This window comes from Curtobacterium sp. SP.BCp, assembly GCF_051903255.1.
GTDB lineage: Bacteria > Actinomycetota > Actinomycetes > Actinomycetales > Microbacteriaceae > Curtobacterium.
On record NZ_CP194338.1, the window covers coordinates 1,860,436 to 1,878,559 of the forward strand.

At 72.9% G+C, this 18,124-nt stretch carries 18 protein-coding genes; 14 read left to right on the top strand and 4 right to left on the bottom strand.

Annotation, left to right across the window (positions count from 1 at the left end; translation table 11 throughout):
* Window positions 1-67 precede the first annotated feature (67 nt).
* The 3 genes from ACRQ4C_RS08975 (at window position 68) to ACRQ4C_RS08985 (ending at window position 2,634) form a co-directional block, all read left to right on the top strand.
* Window positions 68-1,063 (top strand): glycosyltransferase family 9 protein, encoded by a 996-nt coding sequence (locus ACRQ4C_RS08975; RefSeq protein ID WP_439688440.1) that lies wholly within the window; start codon window positions 68-70, stop codon window positions 1,061-1,063.
* Between the two features lie 47 nt (window positions 1,064-1,110).
* Window positions 1,111-1,467 (top strand): PRC-barrel domain-containing protein, encoded by a 357-nt coding sequence (locus ACRQ4C_RS08980; protein WP_290131770.1) that lies wholly within the window; start codon window positions 1,111-1,113, stop codon window positions 1,465-1,467.
* A 111-nt stretch (window positions 1,468-1,578) separates the two neighbouring features.
* Window positions 1,579-2,634: an SGNH/GDSL hydrolase family protein gene (locus ACRQ4C_RS08985; protein WP_439688441.1), complete on the top strand. Its 1,056-nt coding sequence runs from the start codon at window positions 1,579-1,581 to the stop codon at window positions 2,632-2,634.
* Window positions 2,635-2,652: 18 nt separating this feature from the next.
* Here ACRQ4C_RS08985 and ACRQ4C_RS08990 read toward each other — a convergent pair whose 3' ends face one another.
* Complete coding sequence (locus tag ACRQ4C_RS08990; protein WP_439688442.1) at window positions 2,653-3,501, bottom strand: universal stress protein; 849 nt, start codon at window positions 3,499-3,501, stop codon at window positions 2,653-2,655.
* 250 nt (window positions 3,502-3,751) lie between these two features.
* On the opposite strand from ACRQ4C_RS08990, the gene ACRQ4C_RS08995 reads away from it, so the two are divergent.
* From ACRQ4C_RS08995 to ACRQ4C_RS09005, 3 genes are all read left to right on the top strand, one after another.
* Window positions 3,752-4,213: an NUDIX domain-containing protein gene (locus tag ACRQ4C_RS08995; RefSeq protein ID WP_290131767.1), complete on the top strand. Its 462-nt coding sequence runs from the start codon at window positions 3,752-3,754 to the stop codon at window positions 4,211-4,213.
* Between the two features lie 118 nt (window positions 4,214-4,331).
* Window positions 4,332-6,350 carry a carboxypeptidase regulatory-like domain-containing protein gene (locus tag ACRQ4C_RS09000; RefSeq protein WP_439688443.1) on the top strand — a complete coding sequence of 673 codons (2,019 nt, stop codon included), beginning with the start codon at window positions 4,332-4,334 and terminating at the stop codon, window positions 6,348-6,350.
* A 268-nt stretch (window positions 6,351-6,618) separates the two neighbouring features.
* Window positions 6,619-7,995, top strand: coding sequence for an MFS transporter (locus ACRQ4C_RS09005; protein ID WP_400414083.1), 1,377 nt, complete (start codon window positions 6,619-6,621; stop codon window positions 7,993-7,995).
* 26 nt (window positions 7,996-8,021) lie between these two features.
* Here ACRQ4C_RS09005 and ACRQ4C_RS09010 read toward each other — a convergent pair whose 3' ends face one another.
* Window positions 8,022-9,041: a hypothetical protein gene (locus ACRQ4C_RS09010; protein ID WP_439688444.1), complete on the bottom strand. Its 1,020-nt coding sequence runs from the start codon at window positions 9,039-9,041 to the stop codon at window positions 8,022-8,024.
* Window positions 9,042-9,133: 92 nt separating this feature from the next.
* Here ACRQ4C_RS09010 and ACRQ4C_RS09015 point away from each other — a divergent pair, with 92 nt between their 5' ends.
* Window positions 9,134-9,352 (top strand): hypothetical protein, encoded by a 219-nt coding sequence (locus tag ACRQ4C_RS09015; RefSeq protein ID WP_439688445.1) that lies wholly within the window; start codon window positions 9,134-9,136, stop codon window positions 9,350-9,352.
* Here the strand turns inward: ACRQ4C_RS09015 and yidC are convergent.
* Together yidC and ACRQ4C_RS09025 are read right to left on the bottom strand one after the other, a co-directional pair.
* Window positions 9,349-10,098, bottom strand: a complete 750-nt coding sequence (gene yidC / locus ACRQ4C_RS09020) for a membrane protein insertase YidC (protein ID WP_439688446.1) — start codon at window positions 10,096-10,098, stop codon at window positions 9,349-9,351. The genes ACRQ4C_RS09015 and yidC overlap by 4 nt on opposite strands.
* 56 nt (window positions 10,099-10,154) lie before the next feature.
* Window positions 10,155-10,451, bottom strand: coding sequence for a DUF6412 domain-containing protein (locus tag ACRQ4C_RS09025; protein WP_439688447.1), 297 nt, complete (start codon window positions 10,449-10,451; stop codon window positions 10,155-10,157).
* A gap of 66 nt (window positions 10,452-10,517) precedes the next feature.
* Here ACRQ4C_RS09025 and ybaK point away from each other — a divergent pair, with 66 nt between their 5' ends.
* From ybaK to ACRQ4C_RS09060, 7 genes are all read left to right on the top strand, one after another.
* Complete coding sequence (ybaK, locus tag ACRQ4C_RS09030; RefSeq protein ID WP_290131760.1) at window positions 10,518-11,003, top strand: Cys-tRNA(Pro) deacylase; 486 nt, start codon at window positions 10,518-10,520, stop codon at window positions 11,001-11,003.
* A 145-nt stretch (window positions 11,004-11,148) separates the two neighbouring features.
* Window positions 11,149-13,803, top strand: a complete 2,655-nt coding sequence (locus ACRQ4C_RS09035) for an ATP-dependent Clp protease ATP-binding subunit (RefSeq protein ID WP_439688448.1) — start codon at window positions 11,149-11,151, stop codon at window positions 13,801-13,803.
* Window positions 13,804-13,974: 171 nt separating this feature from the next.
* Window positions 13,975-14,097, top strand: coding sequence for a hypothetical protein (locus tag ACRQ4C_RS09040; protein WP_439688449.1), 123 nt, complete (start codon window positions 13,975-13,977; stop codon window positions 14,095-14,097).
* Between the two features lie 336 nt (window positions 14,098-14,433).
* On the top strand, window positions 14,434-14,667 hold the full coding sequence (locus ACRQ4C_RS09045; RefSeq protein WP_290131757.1) for a hypothetical protein: 234 nt from the start codon (window positions 14,434-14,436) through the stop codon (window positions 14,665-14,667).
* 88 nt (window positions 14,668-14,755) lie between these two features.
* On the top strand, window positions 14,756-15,298 hold the full coding sequence (locus ACRQ4C_RS09050; RefSeq protein ID WP_439688450.1) for an adenine phosphoribosyltransferase: 543 nt from the start codon (window positions 14,756-14,758) through the stop codon (window positions 15,296-15,298).
* Window positions 15,299-15,433: 135 nt separating this feature from the next.
* Window positions 15,434-17,470 (top strand): threonine--tRNA ligase, encoded by a 2,037-nt coding sequence (gene thrS, locus ACRQ4C_RS09055; RefSeq protein WP_439688451.1) that lies wholly within the window; start codon window positions 15,434-15,436, stop codon window positions 17,468-17,470.
* Window positions 17,470-18,123, top strand: coding sequence for an HIT family protein (locus ACRQ4C_RS09060; protein ID WP_439688452.1), 654 nt, complete (start codon window positions 17,470-17,472; stop codon window positions 18,121-18,123). Before thrS ends, ACRQ4C_RS09060 begins: the two co-directional genes overlap by 1 nt.
* Window position 18,124: the final 1 nt, after the last annotated feature.

The window sequence follows — 18,124 nt, forward strand, 5'->3', positions numbered from 1 at the left end:
CCCAGGAAGAGCCGTTCCGCGCGGTGCTGACCGCGCCCGCAGGGACGCCCGCCTAGCGTCCGCGACCGTGACCGCCCTGCCGACCATGCCCCCGTCCGACGGCCGACCGGAGCTCCTCGTGCTCCGCGCCATCAAGCTCGGGGACCTGCTCGTCGCCGTGCCTGCCCTGACCGCGCTGCGTCGTGCGTTCCCCGGCCACCGCATCACCCTCGCGACGACGGCCTGGCTCGCCCCCGTCGTCGAGCTCGTCCCGGCGGTCGACGTGCACCTCGCCCAGCATGGGCTCGACCACCCGATCGCCGCCCCGACCGGCTCCGTCGACGTCGCGGTGAACCTGCACGGGGTGGGACCCGAGTCGAACGACCTGCTCGAGGCCCTCCGACCCGGCCGGGTCGTCGGCCACCGGGACCCGGACCGCGGACACGACGGTCCGGAGTGGCCCGAGGGCCTGAACGAACGCGAGCGGTGGGCACGCCTGCTCACCTGGCACGGCATCCCCGCCGACCCGGACGAGGTCGCGATCGACCGGCCGGTGACGCCGTCCGTCGCGCCCGGCGCCGCGGTCGTGCACGTCGGGGCCTTCCACGGCGCACGGCACTGGCCGACCGACCGCTTCGCCGAGGTGGTGCGCGGGCTCAGGGCGCGCGGACACGACGTGGTCCTGACGGGAGGCGCGGACGACGTCGACCGCGCCCGTGCGGTCGCGGACGCGGCCGGCCTGCCGCCGGGGGCGGTCCTCGCGGGAGTCCTCGACCTGCAGCCGTTCGCGGCGGTCGTGGCCGACGCCGCGGTGGTCGTGACCGTCGACACCGGCGCGGCGCACCTGGCCTCCGCCTACGGGGTGCCGTCGGTCGTCCTGTTCGGCCCGGCCCCGCCCGAGGCGTGGGGTCCGCCGGCGTCCGGTCCGCACGTCGTGCTCACCGACGCAGCGCAGCGACGCGGCGACGTGTTCTCCGAGGAGCCGGACCCGGCGCTGCTCGCGGTGGGGCCGGACGACGTGCTGGCGGCGGTGGACGGACTCGGGGTCGTGCCGGTGCGGTCGGGTCCAGCCGTTCGTCAGTAGGTTCGGGAGCGGCAGCCGGAGGGTCCGGCCGCCGGGAGGGAACGACCGTGTTCGAAGCCGCGAACATCCGGGACTGGATCGGCCTGCCGGTCGTGGACCAGTCCGACGAGAAGATCGGGACGCTCGAGAGCATCTACTACGACACGGCGACGTCCGACCCGGCGTTCGGTGCCGTGACCACGGGGCTCGTCGGCTTCCAGAAGCTCGTGTTCGTCCCGCTCACCGGTGCGCTCGTCGCCCCGAAGCACCTCGTCGTCGCGTTCCCGAAGAAGCTCGTGAAGGACGCGCCGTCGATCGCGACGGACGGTGAGCTCGACGCCGCGGTCGAGCCGGGCCTGTACGAGCACTACGGGCTGACCTACCAGACGGGCAGCAACGGCGAGCGACGACTCGGGCGGCGCTGAGGGGCACACTGCGGGTGACGCCGAGGACGAGCCGCTAGCCTGGGCGCTCCGTCCGCCCGTCCTCGTCCGTCCCGTCCGCCGGAGGTCCCCCTGTCCCGCTCGGTCCGCCCGGTGTCCGCCGCCGTCCTGGCCTTGGTCGCTGCGGTCTGCGTCCTCGTGACGACCGGCGTGGTGCCGGGAGCGCCGGGGCCGTCGGCCGCCGAGGCCGCGCCGTCGTGGCCGCAGCCGCAGCCGTTCCCGGTGTCGTCGGACCCGCCCGAGCGACTCGCCGACGTCCCGCCGGGTAGCGAGTACGTGGCACTGGGGGACTCGTACTCGGCCGGGTACGGGCTCGACGACCCGAGTCACCTGCCGACGAACGCCTGCGGGCAGTCCGCCCGCGACTACCCGCACCGCATCGCGCAGCGCTTCGGGCTGCAGCTCACCGACGTCACGTGCGGCGGCGCGACGAGCGACGACGTCACCTCGGGCTTCCAGTTCAAGGGTGTCCCGCCGCAGATCCGTGCACTGTCCGCGTCGACGCGGCTCGTCACACTGACCATCGGCGGCAACGACGCCGACCTCTTCGGCACGGCCGCGTCGTGCCTGGCGCTCAGCGCGAAGGGGCCGGTGTTCTCCGGACGCGATGCCCCGTCGTGCGAGAGCACCCTCGTCCGGGACGGCGAGGACCAGCTCGGCACGAAGATCGCCTCCCGGGTCGCGCTCGGCATCGCGGACACGCTCGCCCGCGTGCAGGAGGCTGCGCCGAACGCCGTCATCGTGTTCCTGGGCTACCCGGCGATCTTCCCCGACGCGGAGCACACGCCGGCGAAGGGCTGCTTCCGTGCGGCGGTGGACCTCGGGACGCTCGCGGGCTCGTTCCCGACCGACACGTACCCGTTCACCGACACCGACGTCGTGTACCTGCACGGCGTCCAGGAGCAACTCGACGACGTGTCCGCCGAGGCCGCCCGTGCCGCCGGGGTCCGGTTCGTCGACGTGTTCGCGGACACCCAGGCGCGGTCTGCCTGCGCGACGAAGCGGCCCTACGTCTCCGGGGTGTCGCTCGACGGCGCGAGCAACCTGCAGCGCATCGACCTCGAGCCGGGAGCCCTGCACCCGAACGAGCGCGGTGTCGCCTACCTGACGGACCGGGTCGCGTCGGCCGTGCAGGACCTCGCCGGCTGACCGACGGCCCGGCCCGGGTCACGCGGTCGCTTCGCGCTCCTCGGCGGCGGCGTGCGCGGTCGGTGGGACGACGCACACCGGCGACACCGCCTCGCGGAGCACGTCGTGCAGGACCGAACCGGAGAGGGCGTGGACGTGGCCCTGCCCGAGCACGACGAGCGACGCCGTGCGCGAGTGCGCCGCGATCGCGTGACCGGGGTGTCCCTCGACCAGCAGCGGGTGGATCCGCAGGTGCGGGTACCGCCGCCGCAGCTCGGCTGTCACCCGGTCGAGCAAATCGGCGTTCCGCGCGCGCCAGCGCATCGGGTCCTCGGCGAAGTCGGTGAGGCCGGTCCGGGTGAGGACGGGCATCTCCCACGCCCGGAGCACGGTCAGTCGCCGGTGCCGCCGCTCCGCTTCGTCGACCGCGATCGCGACCGCCCGTTCGTCGAGCGGCTCCTCGACCGCGAGGACGACGTCACCGTCGATCGGGTGCGGCCCGTCCGGCACGACGACCGTCGGTACCGGGGCGCGCTCCGCCACCCGGGCTGGCCCTGACCCCACCGTCGTCCCGCGGCGGCTCCGCCACGACCCGACCACCAGGAGGTCACCCTCGTCGGACGCCGTCACGAGCGCGTTCACGAACGACCCCGCGTGCCGGTCGACCACGACCTCGACGCCGGGCAGAGCCGTTCGCGCGGCGTCGGCGAGCGCATCGGCGACCCGCTTGCCGTCCGCGCCGACACGGCCCTCCTGCGCCGGGTCGACGCCGATCACCCGGACCCGTTCGATGCCGGTCCCCGACCTGCCGGCGACCCACCGCAGCGCCTGCTCGTGGGGCTTCGCCGCGTCCGCTGCCAACGTCACCGTCGACCACCGTTCGTCCATCCCGATCGACCTCCTCGTGCCGGTGTCGGGGCGTCTGTCGGCGCTCCTTGGCCGCGGAGCGTACTCCCGCGTGTGCAGCGCCGGCTGCACGCTCCCTGCGGTTCCTCCGAGGTGCCGCGCCACCGGTCGCGGGCGCACACCGGGCCGGACGGGAGGGACGAGGCGGGCTGGCACCGTGCCTCCCGGGCGGATCGCCGCACACTGCGTGACCGCACCGACACGTGTGCCGCGCGCTGCGTAGCCTCGGGGCGTGCGTACGAGTGCCGGACTCCTCCTCCACCGCGCTGGGCCGACCGGCACGGAGGTCTTCGTCGCGCACATGGGCGGGCCGTTCTGGCAGCGTCGCCCGCGGTCCTGGTCCATCCCGAAGGGCGAGGTCGAGCCGGGCGAGGACCCGCTCGCGACGGCGCGGCGGGAGTTCGCCGAGGAGATCGGGTCCGCCGCTCCCGACGGCGACGTCGTCGACCTCGGGGAGCACCGGCAGTCCGCCAAGGTCGTGCGGGTGTTCGCCCTGCACGCGCCGCACTTCGAGGTCGCCGAGGTCGTGAGCAACACGGTGCGGCTCGAGCTCCCGCGCGGGTCCGGTCGGTTCGTGGAGGTGCCGGAGGTCGACGCCGCGCGCTGGGTGCCCGTCGACGAGGCCCGGGATCTGCTCGTCCTCGGACAGGTGGCGGCCCTCGACGCCCTCGTCCGTGCGGTCCGACCCGCGTAACGGGCACGTTGCGATTCGGACGGAGTCCGCGCTCGCTGGATAGCCTGAGCGAACGTCGAGATCGCGACGTCTGGTGCAGGGACCAGGACAGCACGAGCAGGGGAGCACGATGCGGCGCTTGCGCACCGTCACGGCGGCACTGACCGCCCTCGCACTCGGAGGGGGACTCGCGCTCGTCGGCGCGTCGTCGGCCTCCGCTGACCCGGCCGGGCACTGGGGGACGTTCACCCTCGCCGGCCAGGCCCGGGACTACTCCGGCACCATGACCCTGCCGGGGTTCCCGGCGACCACCTTCGAGTCGAACGCCCGTCAGGCGACCGTGATCAGCGGCAACTCGACCTGGCAGGGGCCGAACACCGGTCCCGGTGCGGCCTACGGCTCGAGCCGTGGGAACACCTACCTGAACCAGCGGCCGCTCGCCGATGCCGCCGGCCAGCCGTCGGTCACGACGTACACCTTCGCGACGCCGACGCCCGGAGCCAGCAGTTGGTCGTTCGTCCTCGGTGACGTCGACGCCGACCGGGTGACGATCGCAGCGACGACCCAGGGCGGGGGAACCGCGACCGCGGCCGACCTCGGCTTCTCCGGCGTGTACAACTCCTGCTCGGCCTCCACCGCCGGTGGGTGGTCCTGCCCGGCCGACCCGGACGGCACCACCGGACGGGACGTCCCGAGCTGGGACGGGGCGTCGCTGACGCTCACCGGCAACGCTGGCTCCGTCGACACCTCGGGCGCCACCGCGTGGTTCACGCCCACCGTCCCGCTCACGAGCCTCACGCTCACGTTCGAGCGTCGCAGCGGCTTCCCCGTCTACCAGACGTGGTTCGCGAACCGCACCGCGGCGATCTCCGGGACCGCCACGCTCGACGGCACGCCGATCCCCGGTGCCACCGTCACGGTGACGGCACCGCGCGGCACTGTCTACACGACCACGACGAGGGCCGACGGCACGTACGAGTTCCCGGCGCTGCCGGTCATCAACGACTACGAAGTGTCCATCACGCCGCCGCCCGGAGCCACCGGAGCAGCCACCGTGACGGGTGTCTCGCTGAACGGGGTCCCCGGGGGCGAGGACCGGGTCGTGCCCTTCGCGTTCACGTCGCCCGCGGGCACGACGTCGATCATCGGCCAGGTCGTCGACACGAACGGCGACCCCGCGGCCGACGTCCCGGTGGTCATCACCGACCCCACCGCGAACACGACGACCACGACCGTCACCAACGACGAGGGCTACTACACCGCTTCCGGCCTGACGCCGAACACGGCGGTCACCGTCGCTGTGGACGGCGCCGACCCGGTGCAGGTCACGACGGGCGGGGCAGCTCCGGCGGCACCGACCCGGCCCCGGCCGATCGAGACCGACGCGGTGAGCACGGTCAGCGGTGTGGTCCGGCTCGACGGCACTCCCCAGGCGGGCGTCACGGTCGACCTCCTCGACGGTGCCGGCACGGTGGTCGCCACGACGGTCACCGATGCCGACGGCGGGTACTCGTTCACGACCGTGGACGGCACGTACACGGTGCGCTCGGCGCTCCCGGCACCGGGTGCGACGGGCACGACGACGAGCACCGCGGTGACACTGGTGGGCGGTGGCCCGGCCCAGACCCGCGACTTCGCGTTCGTCATGCCGCCTGCTCCGGAGGCCGTCGTCACCAGCGCCAACGGCCGCGTGGTCGACACGAACAACGCGCCCGTCGCCGGCCGCACCGTCACGGCCACGCCGGTCGAGCCCGACTCCGGTGCACCGGTGACCGCGACCACGGGCACCGACGGCCGGTACACCCTCCAGGGGCTGAACCCCGCGACCGACTACACGGTCACGGTCTCCGGGAGCACCGCCACGGTGGACTTCACCTCCGGCCCCGACGCGGGCGCCGTGGTGACCGTCGTCGACCTCGTCGTCGCTGCCGCCGCGACCCCGAGCCCCACCCCGACGGCGACGCCCACCGCGAGTGCCGCCCCGACGACCGCACCGGTCGCCGCGACGGGCTCCGGTCCGACGTCGGGCGCCCTCGCCTACACGGGTGCGGACCTCGGCCCGGGGCTGGTCGCCGCCGGCGTGCTCGTGCTCCTCGGTGCGGGCCTGTTGACGTACCGCTCCGTGCGGCACCGTCGCCGGACGCACCTGCACGACTGACACCTGTCGCGCAACGAGGTGGGACCGCTCGGTCCCACCCCGTTCGTCGTTCCGGGAACAAACCCCGGACCGACGCCGTTGGAGCGCTCCGAGGAAGTTCTCAGTGGTAGCCCCTCGCGCAGCTCGAGTGCATCGTGCAACACTGGAGGAGCGCACTCGCCGTGGAGTCGTACCCACAACACCATCCACAGCTCGAGCGCGCAGCTCCTCGTCGTCCCGGACGTCGTTCGCCGCGCGCTCGGACGTCCCCAGCGAGGAGGTCAGCCCCGTGTCCACCACCACCACCCGAACCTCGGCCGTGCCGGCACACACGCGGCCGATCACCGTCACGACGGGCTCGATCGTCGGCATCGCCGTGCTCGGGCTCGCGACGTTCTTCGCCATCACCACCGAACTCATGCCGGTCGGTCTGCTCGGCACCATGAGCCGTGACCTCGGCGTCTCCGAGTCCACGATGGGTGTGGTCGTCACCGTCTACGCCGCAGCCGTGGCCCTGCTCGCGCTGCCGCTGACGTCCTTCACCGCCCGGCTGCCCCGGAAGACCGTGCTCGTCGCGACGCTCGTCGGCTACGCGGTGTCGAACCTCATGGTGGCGCTCGCGCCGTCCTTCGCCGTGGTGTGCGCGGGCCGGGTCGTCGGCGGCGTCGCCCACGCGCTGTTCTTCTCGGTGGCGTCGGCGTACGCCACCCGCATCGTGCCGCCGCGCCTCGCGGGCCGCGCGATCGCGTTCGTGTACTCGGGCAGCTCGCTCGGCTTCGTGCTGGGCGTGCCGATCGCCACCTGGGTCGCACAGACCATCGGCTGGCGTCCGGCCGTCGGTTCGGTCGCCGTGGCGTCGGCCGTGCTCGCCGGTGTCGCGCTGGCGTTCCTCCCGGCCGTCCGCGGTGCGTCGTCGCCGCACATCGGCTCGCCGCGTGCCTGGGCGCGCACCGGTCTGCTCTCGGTCGTCGTCGCGGACCTGCTGCTGTTCGCAGGGCACTACGTCGTCTACACGTACATCGGCCCGTACGCGATCGACGCCGGGCTCGACGCGCACCTCGTCTCCGGTGCCCTGCTCGTCCTCGGGGCCACCGGGGTCGTCGGGCTCTGGATCGCCGGGCTCTTCGTCGACCGTGCGCCCCGCCAGACCCTCATCGTCGCGGTCGCCGTGATGGCCGCCGCGTTCGCCGTGCTGCCGTTCGTGCACGGGTCGCTCGTCGGCACCATGGCGGTCGCCGGTGTCTGGATGGCGGCGAACGGCACGACCGGCACCCTGTTCATGGCGGCCGCGATCCGGACCGGGGGTGTGTCGCCCGACATCGCCGGCGCCCTCGTCAACGGCGCGTCGAACATCGGCATCGCCGGGGGAGCGGCGCTCGGTGGCCAGGCCCTCGGCGTGGTCGGACTGCAGTGGATGCCGTTCGCCGGCGGCGCGGTCCTGCTCGCCTCGCTCGGGGTCGTCGTCGCGGCACGCAAGGGCTTCCCGGTGCACTCGCACGCGCAGGAGCACCTGTCGACCTCCTCGATCGAGGCCATCACGTCGTCCCTCGCCGTCGTCACGACGTCGGTCCCGACGATCAGCCGGGCGATCCAGACCCTCACGGGGTCGGTCGCCGTCGTCACCGGCGCGGTCCGCACCCACCGCTCCGGCGAGCCGACCGCGTAGCGCGAGCGGCGCTCAGCGGGCGGTGCTCAGTACGAGTCGGTGACCGTGCCCTGCACCCCGCCACCGCGCAGCCAGAGGGTCAGCGTCCCGCTCCTGGACTGCGCGGACAGGGACACCGAGCCGTGCAGCGCGTCCTCCCGCGGGTAGCAGGCCGTCGACGACTCGATCCGGTCGGCCGTCGCGACGAGGCAGATGGTCGAACGGTCGGTTCCGACCCCCGCCCAGACGTTCCACGGCGTCTCCAGGTCGCCGCCGTCGAGGGCCCGGTTCGTGAAGATCAGCCGGGTGCTGTGCAGGCTCACCGGCGCGTCGACGGGGCCCGGGAGCTGGTCCGCGTAGGTCTGCGGCACGTCGAGCAACTGCTCCAGCGTCACGGTGCCCGCCGTCGGCGTGATGCTCGGCGCCGCGGGCATCGACGGCCGCGCCGTCCCGACGACCGTTCCGGCCGCGAACGCCACTCCGACGGCGGCGGCCGCGCCGAGCGCGATCCACACGCGGGGGCGGCGGGTCCACAGCAGGTCGTGGACGCGGCGGCGCCACCCTGCCTGGAGGCTCGCCCCGCCTCCGTCATCCGTCGTCGCCGCCGCCTCGGGGTCGGCCGACGCCACGGTCGCCGGCACTCCGGTCACTCCCGAGGCGGTCGCTCCCGAGGCGGTCGCTCCCGAGGCGGTCGCTCCCGAGGCGGTCGCTCCAGGGGCGGTCGCTCCGAGGGTGGTCGATCCTGGGTCAGCGTCGGGCGCTGCAGGAGCCGCCGGCGCGGGGCCGGCGTCGTCATGTCGGTCGTCGGCGAGCACGTCGCCGACCGGGGCGGCAGGTGCAGTCGGGACGCCGCCGGCGCCGTGCCCCGCAGGCGCTCCCGCCTCGGCGAGGCGCCCGCCCCCGCGCTCCGCGGGCGTTTCGGCGGACGACGGCCGCCGTGGCCGCCGGCCCGCGGCGAGGTCCTGGAGCGCGATGCGTGCGCGGGCGGCCTCCACGGGTGTCGAGTCGGCACCCCATGCCACGGCTTCGAGTCGCGCTCGCTCCTTCGCCAGGTCGTCGTCGGCCATGCGTACTCCCGTTCCGGGTCCTGCTGCCCGCCCCATGGTCGCACTCGGACGGCGACCGTGTTCACCCAGTGCGCGAGGAGTACCCAGGAGCGATGACCAGCTCCGCGAACGACCAGCCCCGCCCGGCCGACGACGAGACCCTCGAGCCGCTCAGCCACGACACCCAGTCCGGCGAGGCCGACTACGTCGCGACGAGCCCGGGCGGGACCGGCACCGAACGCCACGTGCCGACCGCCGACGAGGAACAGGGCCGCGGCACCGAGTACGACCCCGCCGACCAGGGCCCGCAGCAGGAGGGCCAGGGCGGCTAGCCGGCGGCGCGCTCCAGCGCCCGTCGGAGCACCGCGCGCTCTCCGAGTGCCCACGCGGCACTCGTGACGACGTACAGCGCCGCGGCGAGGGGCGCGACCGCGGCGAACACCACCGTGACGAACGGCGCCACCCGCCCGACGGACGCCGCGACGGCGGCACCGGGGACGCTGGGGTCCGTGGGCTCCACGGGGTTCCACCGGCGGTTCGCGCGCCGGGTCGCCTCCACCACGAGCGCGAGGACGGCGAGCAGGACGAGCACGACCCAGGCGTGTGCCCAGAGCGGTGAGGCGAGCGTGACCACGAGCGAGTGCGCCAGCGGCACGCCGACGAACGTCGCCTCGAGCAGCGTGTTCGCCACGCCCCCGATCGTCGCGTGTGTGAACAGGGTGTACAGGAGCGACACCACCGGGGCCTGCGCGAGCACCGGCAGGCACCCGGCGAGCGGCGACACCCGTTCGGCGGTGTAGAGCTCCTGGACGGCGCGCTGGAGTCGCTCGCGGTCCCGTCCGTACCGGCGACGGAGTCCGGCGAGCTGCGGCGCGAGGCGGCGTCGATCCCGCTCGGCTCGCACCTGCAGGACGGACAACGGCACGAGCAGCACGCGGACGGCGAGGGTGAGGGCGACCACCGCGAGCGCCGCGGCGAACGACCCGGCGAAGGGTTGGAAGCAGCCCGTGAGGGCGGCGAGCAGGTCGGCGCCGGCGTGCAGGAGCGTGCCGACGACGGGCAGGGTGGAGAGGTCCATGGGGGTCCGATCGGTCGAGGTGGAGGGGTCGCGGAGCGGTCCGACCACCGACGCGGTCAGACCGGTGCGACGACCCCGGGTGCCCTCGGTCGCGCGTGACCGTCCGCGTCCGGGTGCGACGAAGCGATGTCCGTCCGGAGCACGGCCCACGCGGCGTGGTCGACCACAGTGCTGGGCGCAGGCGTGGCGAGCACGCCGGCGACGACCGCGGTGAGGACCACGACTGCGACGACCGCGGCACTGCCGAGTGCCGTGACGACGACCGCGGGGAGCAGGTCGCCCGCCCCCGTCGCCACCGGTGCCCCCGCGCCGAGCACGGCGACGAGGCGCAGCAAGAACTCGACGACGACCATGGTGCGTTCAGCGTAGCGTCCGCGCGCCGCCCCGGTCCGGCGTCCGGGGAGCGGCATGATCGCGGCATGACCGCTGCATCGCCGAGCACCCCCGCGACGGTCGCACTGGACCGCGCGGGCGTGCCGTACACGCCGCACGTGTACGAGCACCACGAGACCGCCACGAACTTCGGGGAAGAGGCGGCCGCCGCCCTCGGGCTCCGTGAGGAGCAGGTGTTCAAGACCCTGGTGGTGTCGGTGGACGGCGCCCTCGCCGTGGCCATCGTGCCGGTCGCGAACCGCCTCGACCTCAAGGCGATCGCCGCGGCCGTCGGCGGCAAGAAGGCCACGCTGGCCGACCCGGCACTCGCCGAGAAGCGCACCGGCTACGTGGTCGGCGGCATCAGCCCCGTCGGGCAGAAGACCGCACTCCGGACCGTGCTCGACGAGTCGGCGCTGGCGTACGACAGCATCTTCGTGTCCGGTGGACGCCGGGGCTTCGACATCGAGCTCACCCCCGCCGACCTCGTGCGGGTCACGGACGCGATCGCGAAGCCCATCGCCCGGACCTGAGTCGGCAGCGACCTGAGTCGGCACCGACCTGGGTCGACATCGACTTGAGCCGAGTCGCCGCAAGTTTCTCCCCGGACCGGGAATGGGCCGCCCGCCGCTGCGTTGCATTGAGTCGAAGGCACTCAAGTCCAACCAGGAGGCACCCTTGCCAGAGACGTTCGGTCCCGCCGGCAGCGACTCGTTCGACGAGTTCCTCGCACGGCTCATCGCGGCGCAGCAGGCCGGTCAGCAGCGGCCGGTCCCGTTCGGACGCCCCGTCGACATCACGCGACTGCTCAGCTGTCGCACCCACCAGCTGCTCCAGCGCACCGCCGAGTACGCGACCGAGCAGGGCCAGCACGAGATCGACGCACTGCACCTGCTGCACGTCCTCGTCCGGACCGATCCGTTCACTGCGGTCGTCCGCCGGGCCGGCGCCGACCCGGAGCGCCTCGCCGACGAGGTCGAGCAGCGGCTGCCCGCACCGTCCGACGACGACGCACTGACCGAGGGTCGCCCGGCACTGACCGGCACCGCCCAGCGCATCCTGCTCGAGGCGACCCAGGCCGCCAAGGGCTTCGGCAGCACCTACACGGACCCGGAGCACGTCTTCTTCGCGCTCGTCATGGACCAGGACACCGTGACCGGACAGCTCCTCGCGAGCGCCGGCGTCACCCCGCAGGTGATGCAGGAGTACGCGGCGGAGGCGTCGGCTGCGGCACGGGCGGGACGCACGGTGCCCGGCACGACGACGGACAGCGGAAGCACCGAGCAGAGCTCCACGCCGACCCTCGACCAGTACGGCACCGACCTCACGGCCCGTGCCCGCGACGGACGCATCGACCCGGTCATCGGTCGGGCGGACGAGATCGAGCAGACGGTCGAGATCCTGCTCCGCCGCACGAAGAACAACCCCGTCCTGATCGGCGAACCCGGCGTCGGCAAGACCGCGATCGTCGAGGGGCTCGCGCAGCGCATCGTGGACGGTGACGTCCCGGCGCTCCTGCAGGGCAAGCGCGTCGTCGCGATCGACCTGCCCGGCATGCTCGCCGGTGCCCGGTACCGCGGCGACTTCGAGGAGCGCCTCACGAAGGTCGTGGACGAGATCGCCGAGCACGCGGAGGAGCTCATCGTCTTCGTCGACGAGCTGCACACGCTCGTGGGCGCCGGCGGTGGCGGCGAGGGCGGTTCGATGGACGCCGGCAACATCCTCAAGCCGCGCCTCGCCCGCGGCGACCTGCACATGGTCGGCGCGACGACCCTGAACGAGTACCGCCGCATCGAGAAGGACGCCGCGCTCGAGCGTCGCTTCCAGCCGGTGACCGTGGGGGAGCCGAGCGTCGAGGACGCCGTCGCGATCCTCACGGGCCTCGCGCCCCGCTACGAGGAGCACCACGACGTGACCTACACGCCCGAGGCGCTCCGCGCGGCCGTCGAGCTCTCGCACCGCTACGTGACGGACCGCCACCTGCCCGACAAGGCCATCGACCTCGTCGACCAGGCCGGTGCCCGCCGTCGGCTCGCGCTGTCCGGCGACGTGGACGTGGAGACGCTGCGCGTCGAGATCGCCGCGCTCAGCGCGTCCAAGGACGCTGCCGTGGCGGAGGAGCACTACGAGGAGGCGTCGCGCCTGCGCGACCAGATCGACGGCCTGGAGGCCCGGATCACCGCCGCCTCGGAGGCGGGCGCGAGCCGCGCTCCCCACCGGCACGGCCGCGACGCCGCTGACGCGTCGCCGCGGGACCGGCGACCTGGGCCCACCAGTCCGGAACCGGGTGACCGGCAGATCACGGAGGCCGACATCGCCAGCGTGGTCTCCCGCGCCACCGGCATCCCGGCGACACGCCTGAGCCAGGGCGACCGCTCCCGCCTGGCCGTCCTCGAGGACGAGCTGCACGAGCGCGTCGTCGGTCAGGACGACGCCGTGCAGGCGATCGCCCGCGCAGTGCGGCGCAGTCGGACCGGCATGGGCGACCCCCGCCGACCGGTGGGCAGCTTCCTGTTCCTCGGACCGACCGGCGTCGGCAAGACCGAACTCGCGAAGGCGCTCGCGTCCTCGTTGTTCGGCGACGAGTCGGCCATGCTCCGCTTCGACATGAGCGAGTTCGGCGAGCGGCACACGGTCTCGCGGTTGGTCGGTGCCCCTCCCGGGTACGTCGGCTACGACGAGGCCGGGCAGCTCACCGAGCGCGTCCGTCGGAACCCGTACTCGGTGATCCTGCTCGACGAGGTCGAGAAGGCCCACCCGGACGTCTTCAACCTGCTGCTGCAGGTGCTCGACGACGGCCGACTGACCGACGGCCAGGGTCGCACGGTCGACTTCCGGAACACGGTCGTGATCATGACGTCGAACATCGGGTCCGAGTTCCTCGCGTCGCGCTCCGGCGCCCTCGGGTTCTCGGCGGTCGGGGCCGCGGAGGGCTTCGCGGAGGACGACCTGCGTGCCCGGGTGATGGGCAAGCTCCGTGAAGCGATGCGGCCGGAGTTCATCAACCGCATCGACGAGATCGTGCTGTTCCGGAAGCTGACGTCGTCACAGATCTCGTCGATCGTGGCGCTCCTGCTGGAGGACACCGCGCTCCGGCTGCTCGGCCAGGGCATGACCCTGTCGGTCTCCGACGAGGCCGTCGCCTGGCTCGCCGAGCACGGCTACGAGCCCGAGTACGGCGCCCGCCCGCTCCGTCGGCTGATCCAGCGCGAGGTCGACGACCGGATCGCGACCCTCGTGGTGGCCGAGACGGTCCGGAGCGGGGACACGGTCCGCGTGGACGTGGCGGACGGTGTGCTCACCGTGACCGCGGCCCAGCCCGCCGAGGTCTGATCCCGCTCTCCCGGTCGCCTGAACGGCCCGGTGTCTGCACGACACCGGGCCGTTCTGTCGTTGTCGGCGAACAATTCCGGAGCATTTTCATGGAAATGCTTGCGCGGACATTCCCGGTGTGGATAGTGTTCACGAGCACCGTTCAGCACGAGACCGAGAGGGGGCGAGACCATGATGATCATCACCATCACGACGCACCGCGCGACGCCGTTCACCGGCACCGTGCCGTTCACCGGCACCGCGCCGTTCCGTGGCATCACCGGACTCTTCGGCACCCCTGTCCGGGTCCGCTGACCGGAAGCGTCCGCCTCTCCGCACGCCCGCGCTGACAGCGCTGCCGAGCCTCCCGCTCGCGGTCGCTGCCCGTGACGCCCGTCACCCGTACCGCTGTGAGCGGTCCGGGTGGGGCGGCCCGGGGGACGCGTCGGTCGACGACGGTGGCCGACCGGACGCTCTCGCCATCGCCACGCATTCCTGAATGCATTCCGACGCATTCTTCCGACATCGCGCCCGGCGCCGATGCGGTGGTTCGTCGCGCATTCATCCGTCATTTTGTCCGGCCCGCACACCGGGTCGTTCCGTCGCGCCCGGAAGACGTCCGGGCGACCATCCAGTAGGGGATCCACCACCATGTCCACGAAGACCTCCACCCGTCCTCCCGATACCCGTGCGGTGCGCCGTCGGGTCTCGCTGCCCGACCGCATCGCCCTCCGGGTCGGCCTCTGGCTGATCCTGTGGAGTCGGCGCACCACGCCCGTCCGGGTGTCGGTCGACTTCGAGACCCGCCAGCGGATCGAGCGTGAGCAGCGCGACAGCCAGCTGCGGTTGCTGCTGCAGAGCGGTGCCATGCAGCTCTGGCGCTGAGCGACGTGCTGACCTTCCAGCGCCCCGGCCTCCCGGGCGGGGCGCTGGGAGGTCCGGCCGACCGCCGCCACTGCCGTACCGTTGTGCGGTGACCGAAACCGCAGCTGCCCTCGTCGACCGACTCACCGCGATCGTGCCGGACTTCCCGAAGCCGGGGATCCTGTTCCGCGACGTCACACCCGTGTTCTCGGACCCGGTGGCGTTCGGCCGGGTGTGCGAGGCCCTCGCGGCACCGTTCGCCGTGGGCGAGGGCTTCCAGGCCGTCGCCGGCATCGAGGCCCGTGGCTTCGCCCTCGCCGGGGGCATCGCCGCGCAGCACCAGGTCGGCGTCCTGACCGTCCGCAAGGCCGGGAAGCTCCCGGGCGAGGTGCTCAGCGAGCAGTACGCACTCGAGTACGGCGAGGCCGAGCTCGAGCTGCGCCCCGGTCAGCTGCCGCAGGGCACCCGCGTGCTCGTCGTCGACGACGTCCTCGCGACCGGCGGCACCGCGGCCGCGACGATCACGCTCCTGGAGCGCGCCGGCTACGAGGCCATCGGCTTCGCCGCGCTGCTGGAGCTCGACGGCCTCGCGGGCCGCGAGCGCGTCGAGGCTCGTGTCCCGGTGACCACGCTCGGCACCGTCCCGGCCTGACGGAACCGCACCGCGCCTCCAGGCCGTTCCTGCACACCCGCACGCGCCCCGGGCACGCCCCACAGGCGGGCCGCGCCGCGGTCGCGGCGCACTAGTCTTGACGCACCCCTGAACCAATCGAGGAGCACCACGATCGTGACCGAGTCAGTCGCAGCGCCCGCCGACGGCGCCGAGCCCGCAGACCTTCCCCAGGCACCCGAGCCCCGCACCGCGACGACGACCACGACCGGCACGGAGCTGTTCGACGGAGTCCGCGGCGTGGTCGCGATCCGTGTCGCCGGGGTGCTGAAGGACCTCGACGCCGAGGTGCACGAGGGTGACCTCGTCGAGCCCGTCACCCTCGACGAGCAGGACGGCCTCGACATCCTCCGCCACTCCGCCGCGCACGTGCTCGCGCAGGCCGTGCAGCAGATCAACCCCGACGCGAAGCTCGGCATCGGACCGCCCGTCACCGACGGCTACTACTACGACTTCGACGTCGCCGACCCCTTCACGCCGGAGGACCTCAAGGCGATCGAGAAGGGCATGGACCGGATCATCCGGCAGGCCCAGTGCTTCCGTCGCGTCGTCGTGACCGACGAGGAAGCCCGTGATCGCATGGCGGGGGAGCCCTACAAGCAGGAGCTCATCGGCCTCAAGGGCGCCGCGGACACCGGTGACTCGGGCGAGAGCGTCGAGGTCGGTGCCGGCGAGCTCACGGTGTACGAGAACGTCGACCCGAAGACCGGCGAGGTCGTGTGGCAGGACCTCTGCCGCGGTCCGCACGTGCCGCACACCCGGTGGATCGGCAACGCGTCCAAGCTCATGCGCGTCGCGGCGGCGTACTGGCGCGGCTCGGAGAAGAACCCGCAGCTGCAGCGTGTGTACGGCACCGCGTGGCCCGACAAGGACCAGCTGAAGGCGTACCTGGTCCGGCTCGAGGAAGCCGCCAAGCGCGACCACCGCAAGCTCGGTGCCGAGCTCGACCTCTTCTCGTTCCCGGACGAGATCGGTTCCGGCCTCGCGATCTTCCACCCGAAGGGCGGCATCATCCGCCGCGAGATGGAGGACTACTCGCGTCGCCGGCACGAGCAAGAGGGCTACTCGTTCGTCTACACGCCGCACATCACCAAGGGCGACCTGTTCGAGCAGTCGGGTCACCTCGGCTGGTACAAGGACGGCATGTTCCCGGCCATGCACATGGACGAGGCACGCGACGAGGACGGCAACGTCACCCGTCAGGGCGCGGACTACTACCTCAAGCCGATGAACTGCCCGATGCACATCCTCGCGTACCGCTCGCAGGCCCGCTCCTACCGCGACCTGCCGCTCCGGATGTTCGAGTTCGGCACCGTGTACCGCAACGAGAAGTCCGGCGTGATCCACGGCCTCACCCGCGTCCGGGGCATGACCCAGGACGACGCCCACATCTTCACCACGCAGGAGAAGATGAAGGAGGAGCTCACCACGACCCTCGAGTTCGTGCTCTCGCTCCTGCGCGACTACGGCCTCGACGACTTCTACCTCGAACTCTCCACGAAGGACCCGGAGAAGTACGTCGGCGACGACGAGGTGTGGGAGGTCGCGACGAACACCCTGCGCGAGGTCGCCGAGGAGTCCGGGCTCGAGCTCGTCCCCGACCCCGCCGGCGCGGCGTTCTACGGCCCGAAGATCTCCGTGCAGGCGCGGGACGCCATCGGCCGCACCTGGCAGATGTCGACCGTCCAGCTCGACTTCAACCTGCCGGAACGGTTCGAGCTCGAGTACACCGCGCCCGACGGATCCCGCCAGCGCCCGGTGATGATCCACCGTGCCCTCTTCGGTTCGATCGAGCGGTTCTTCGGCGTCCTCACCGAGCACTACGCCGGCGCGTTCCCGGCGTGGCTGTCCCCGGTGCAGGTCGTCGGGATCCCGGTCGCGGCGGAGTACGGCGACTACCTCGACGAGGTCATCTCGAAGCTCCGCTCGCACGGCGTCCGCGCCGAGGTCGACCACTCCGACGACCGCATGCAGAAGAAGATCCGCACGCACACCAAGGCGAAGGTGCCGTTCCAGCTCATCGCGGGCGGCGACGACCGCGACGCCGGAGCCGTGTCGTTCCGCTTCCGCGATGGTCGGCAGGACAACGCCGTGCCGGTTGACGAGGCGGTCGACCGCATCCTGACCGCGATCCGCGACCGCGCGCAGGTCTGATGGACCAGGAGCGGCCGGGAGGCACCGAGCACGTCCCCGGAACCGGTCACGTCGCCGACGTGGCCGGGTCCGGGGTCCCCGGCAAGGGTTCCGGAGACGACCCGCTGGTGATCCGCGACGCCGCGACCGGCGCCGCGGTGCCGGACGCCTTCCAGCGCCTCTGGAACCCGCACCGGATGGCGTACATCGACGCCGGGCGCGAGGGTCGGGGCCGCGGCCACGAGGACGACTGCCCGTTCTGCGAGGCACCCGGCAAGTCCGACGAGGACGCCCTCATCGTCGCCCGCGGGGAGCACGCCTACGTGCTGCTCAACCTGTTCCCGTACAACAACGGCCACCTGCTCGTGTGCCCCTACCGGCACGTGCCGCTGTACGACGAGGCCACGGCGGACGAGCTCCGCGAGATGGGGGAGCTGACGCAGACGGCCATGCGTGTCCTGCGTGCGGTCTCGCACTGCGACGGCTTCAACATCGGCATGAACCAGGGCGAGGTCGCGGGGGCCGGTGTGGCCGGGCACCTCCACCAGCACATCGTCCCTCGGTGGCAGTCCGACTCGAACTTCTTCCCGATCATCGCGCGCACGAAGTCGATGTCGCAGCTGCTCGGCGAGACCCGCCGACTCGTCGCGGAAGGGTGGTCCGCGGAGCACTAGA

Bases quoted from the DNA above. Each gene is read 5' to 3' on its own strand.
- ACRQ4C_RS09045 (WP_290131757.1), top strand. From the start codon at position 14,434: ATGTCCACGAAGACCTCCACCCGTCCTCCCGATACCCGTGCGGTGCGC.
- ACRQ4C_RS09010 (WP_439688444.1), bottom strand. From the start codon at position 9,041: ATGGCCGACGACGACCTGGCGAAGGAGCGAGCGCGACTCGAAGCCGTG.
- ACRQ4C_RS08990 (WP_439688442.1), bottom strand. From the start codon at position 3,501: ATGGACGAACGGTGGTCGACGGTGACGTTGGCAGCGGACGCGGCGAAG.
- ybaK (WP_290131760.1), top strand. From the start codon at position 10,518: ATGACCGCTGCATCGCCGAGCACCCCCGCGACGGTCGCACTGGACCGC.
- ACRQ4C_RS09040 (WP_439688449.1), top strand. From the start codon at position 13,975: ATGATGATCATCACCATCACGACGCACCGCGCGACGCCGTTCACCGGC.
- ACRQ4C_RS09060 (WP_439688452.1), top strand. From the start codon at position 17,470: ATGGACCAGGAGCGGCCGGGAGGCACCGAGCACGTCCCCGGAACCGGT.
- ACRQ4C_RS09025 (WP_439688447.1), bottom strand. From the start codon at position 10,451: ATGGTCGTCGTCGAGTTCTTGCTGCGCCTCGTCGCCGTGCTCGGCGCG.
- ACRQ4C_RS09015 (WP_439688445.1), top strand. From the start codon at position 9,134: ATGACCAGCTCCGCGAACGACCAGCCCCGCCCGGCCGACGACGAGACC.
- yidC (WP_439688446.1), bottom strand. From the start codon at position 10,098: ATGGACCTCTCCACCCTGCCCGTCGTCGGCACGCTCCTGCACGCCGGC.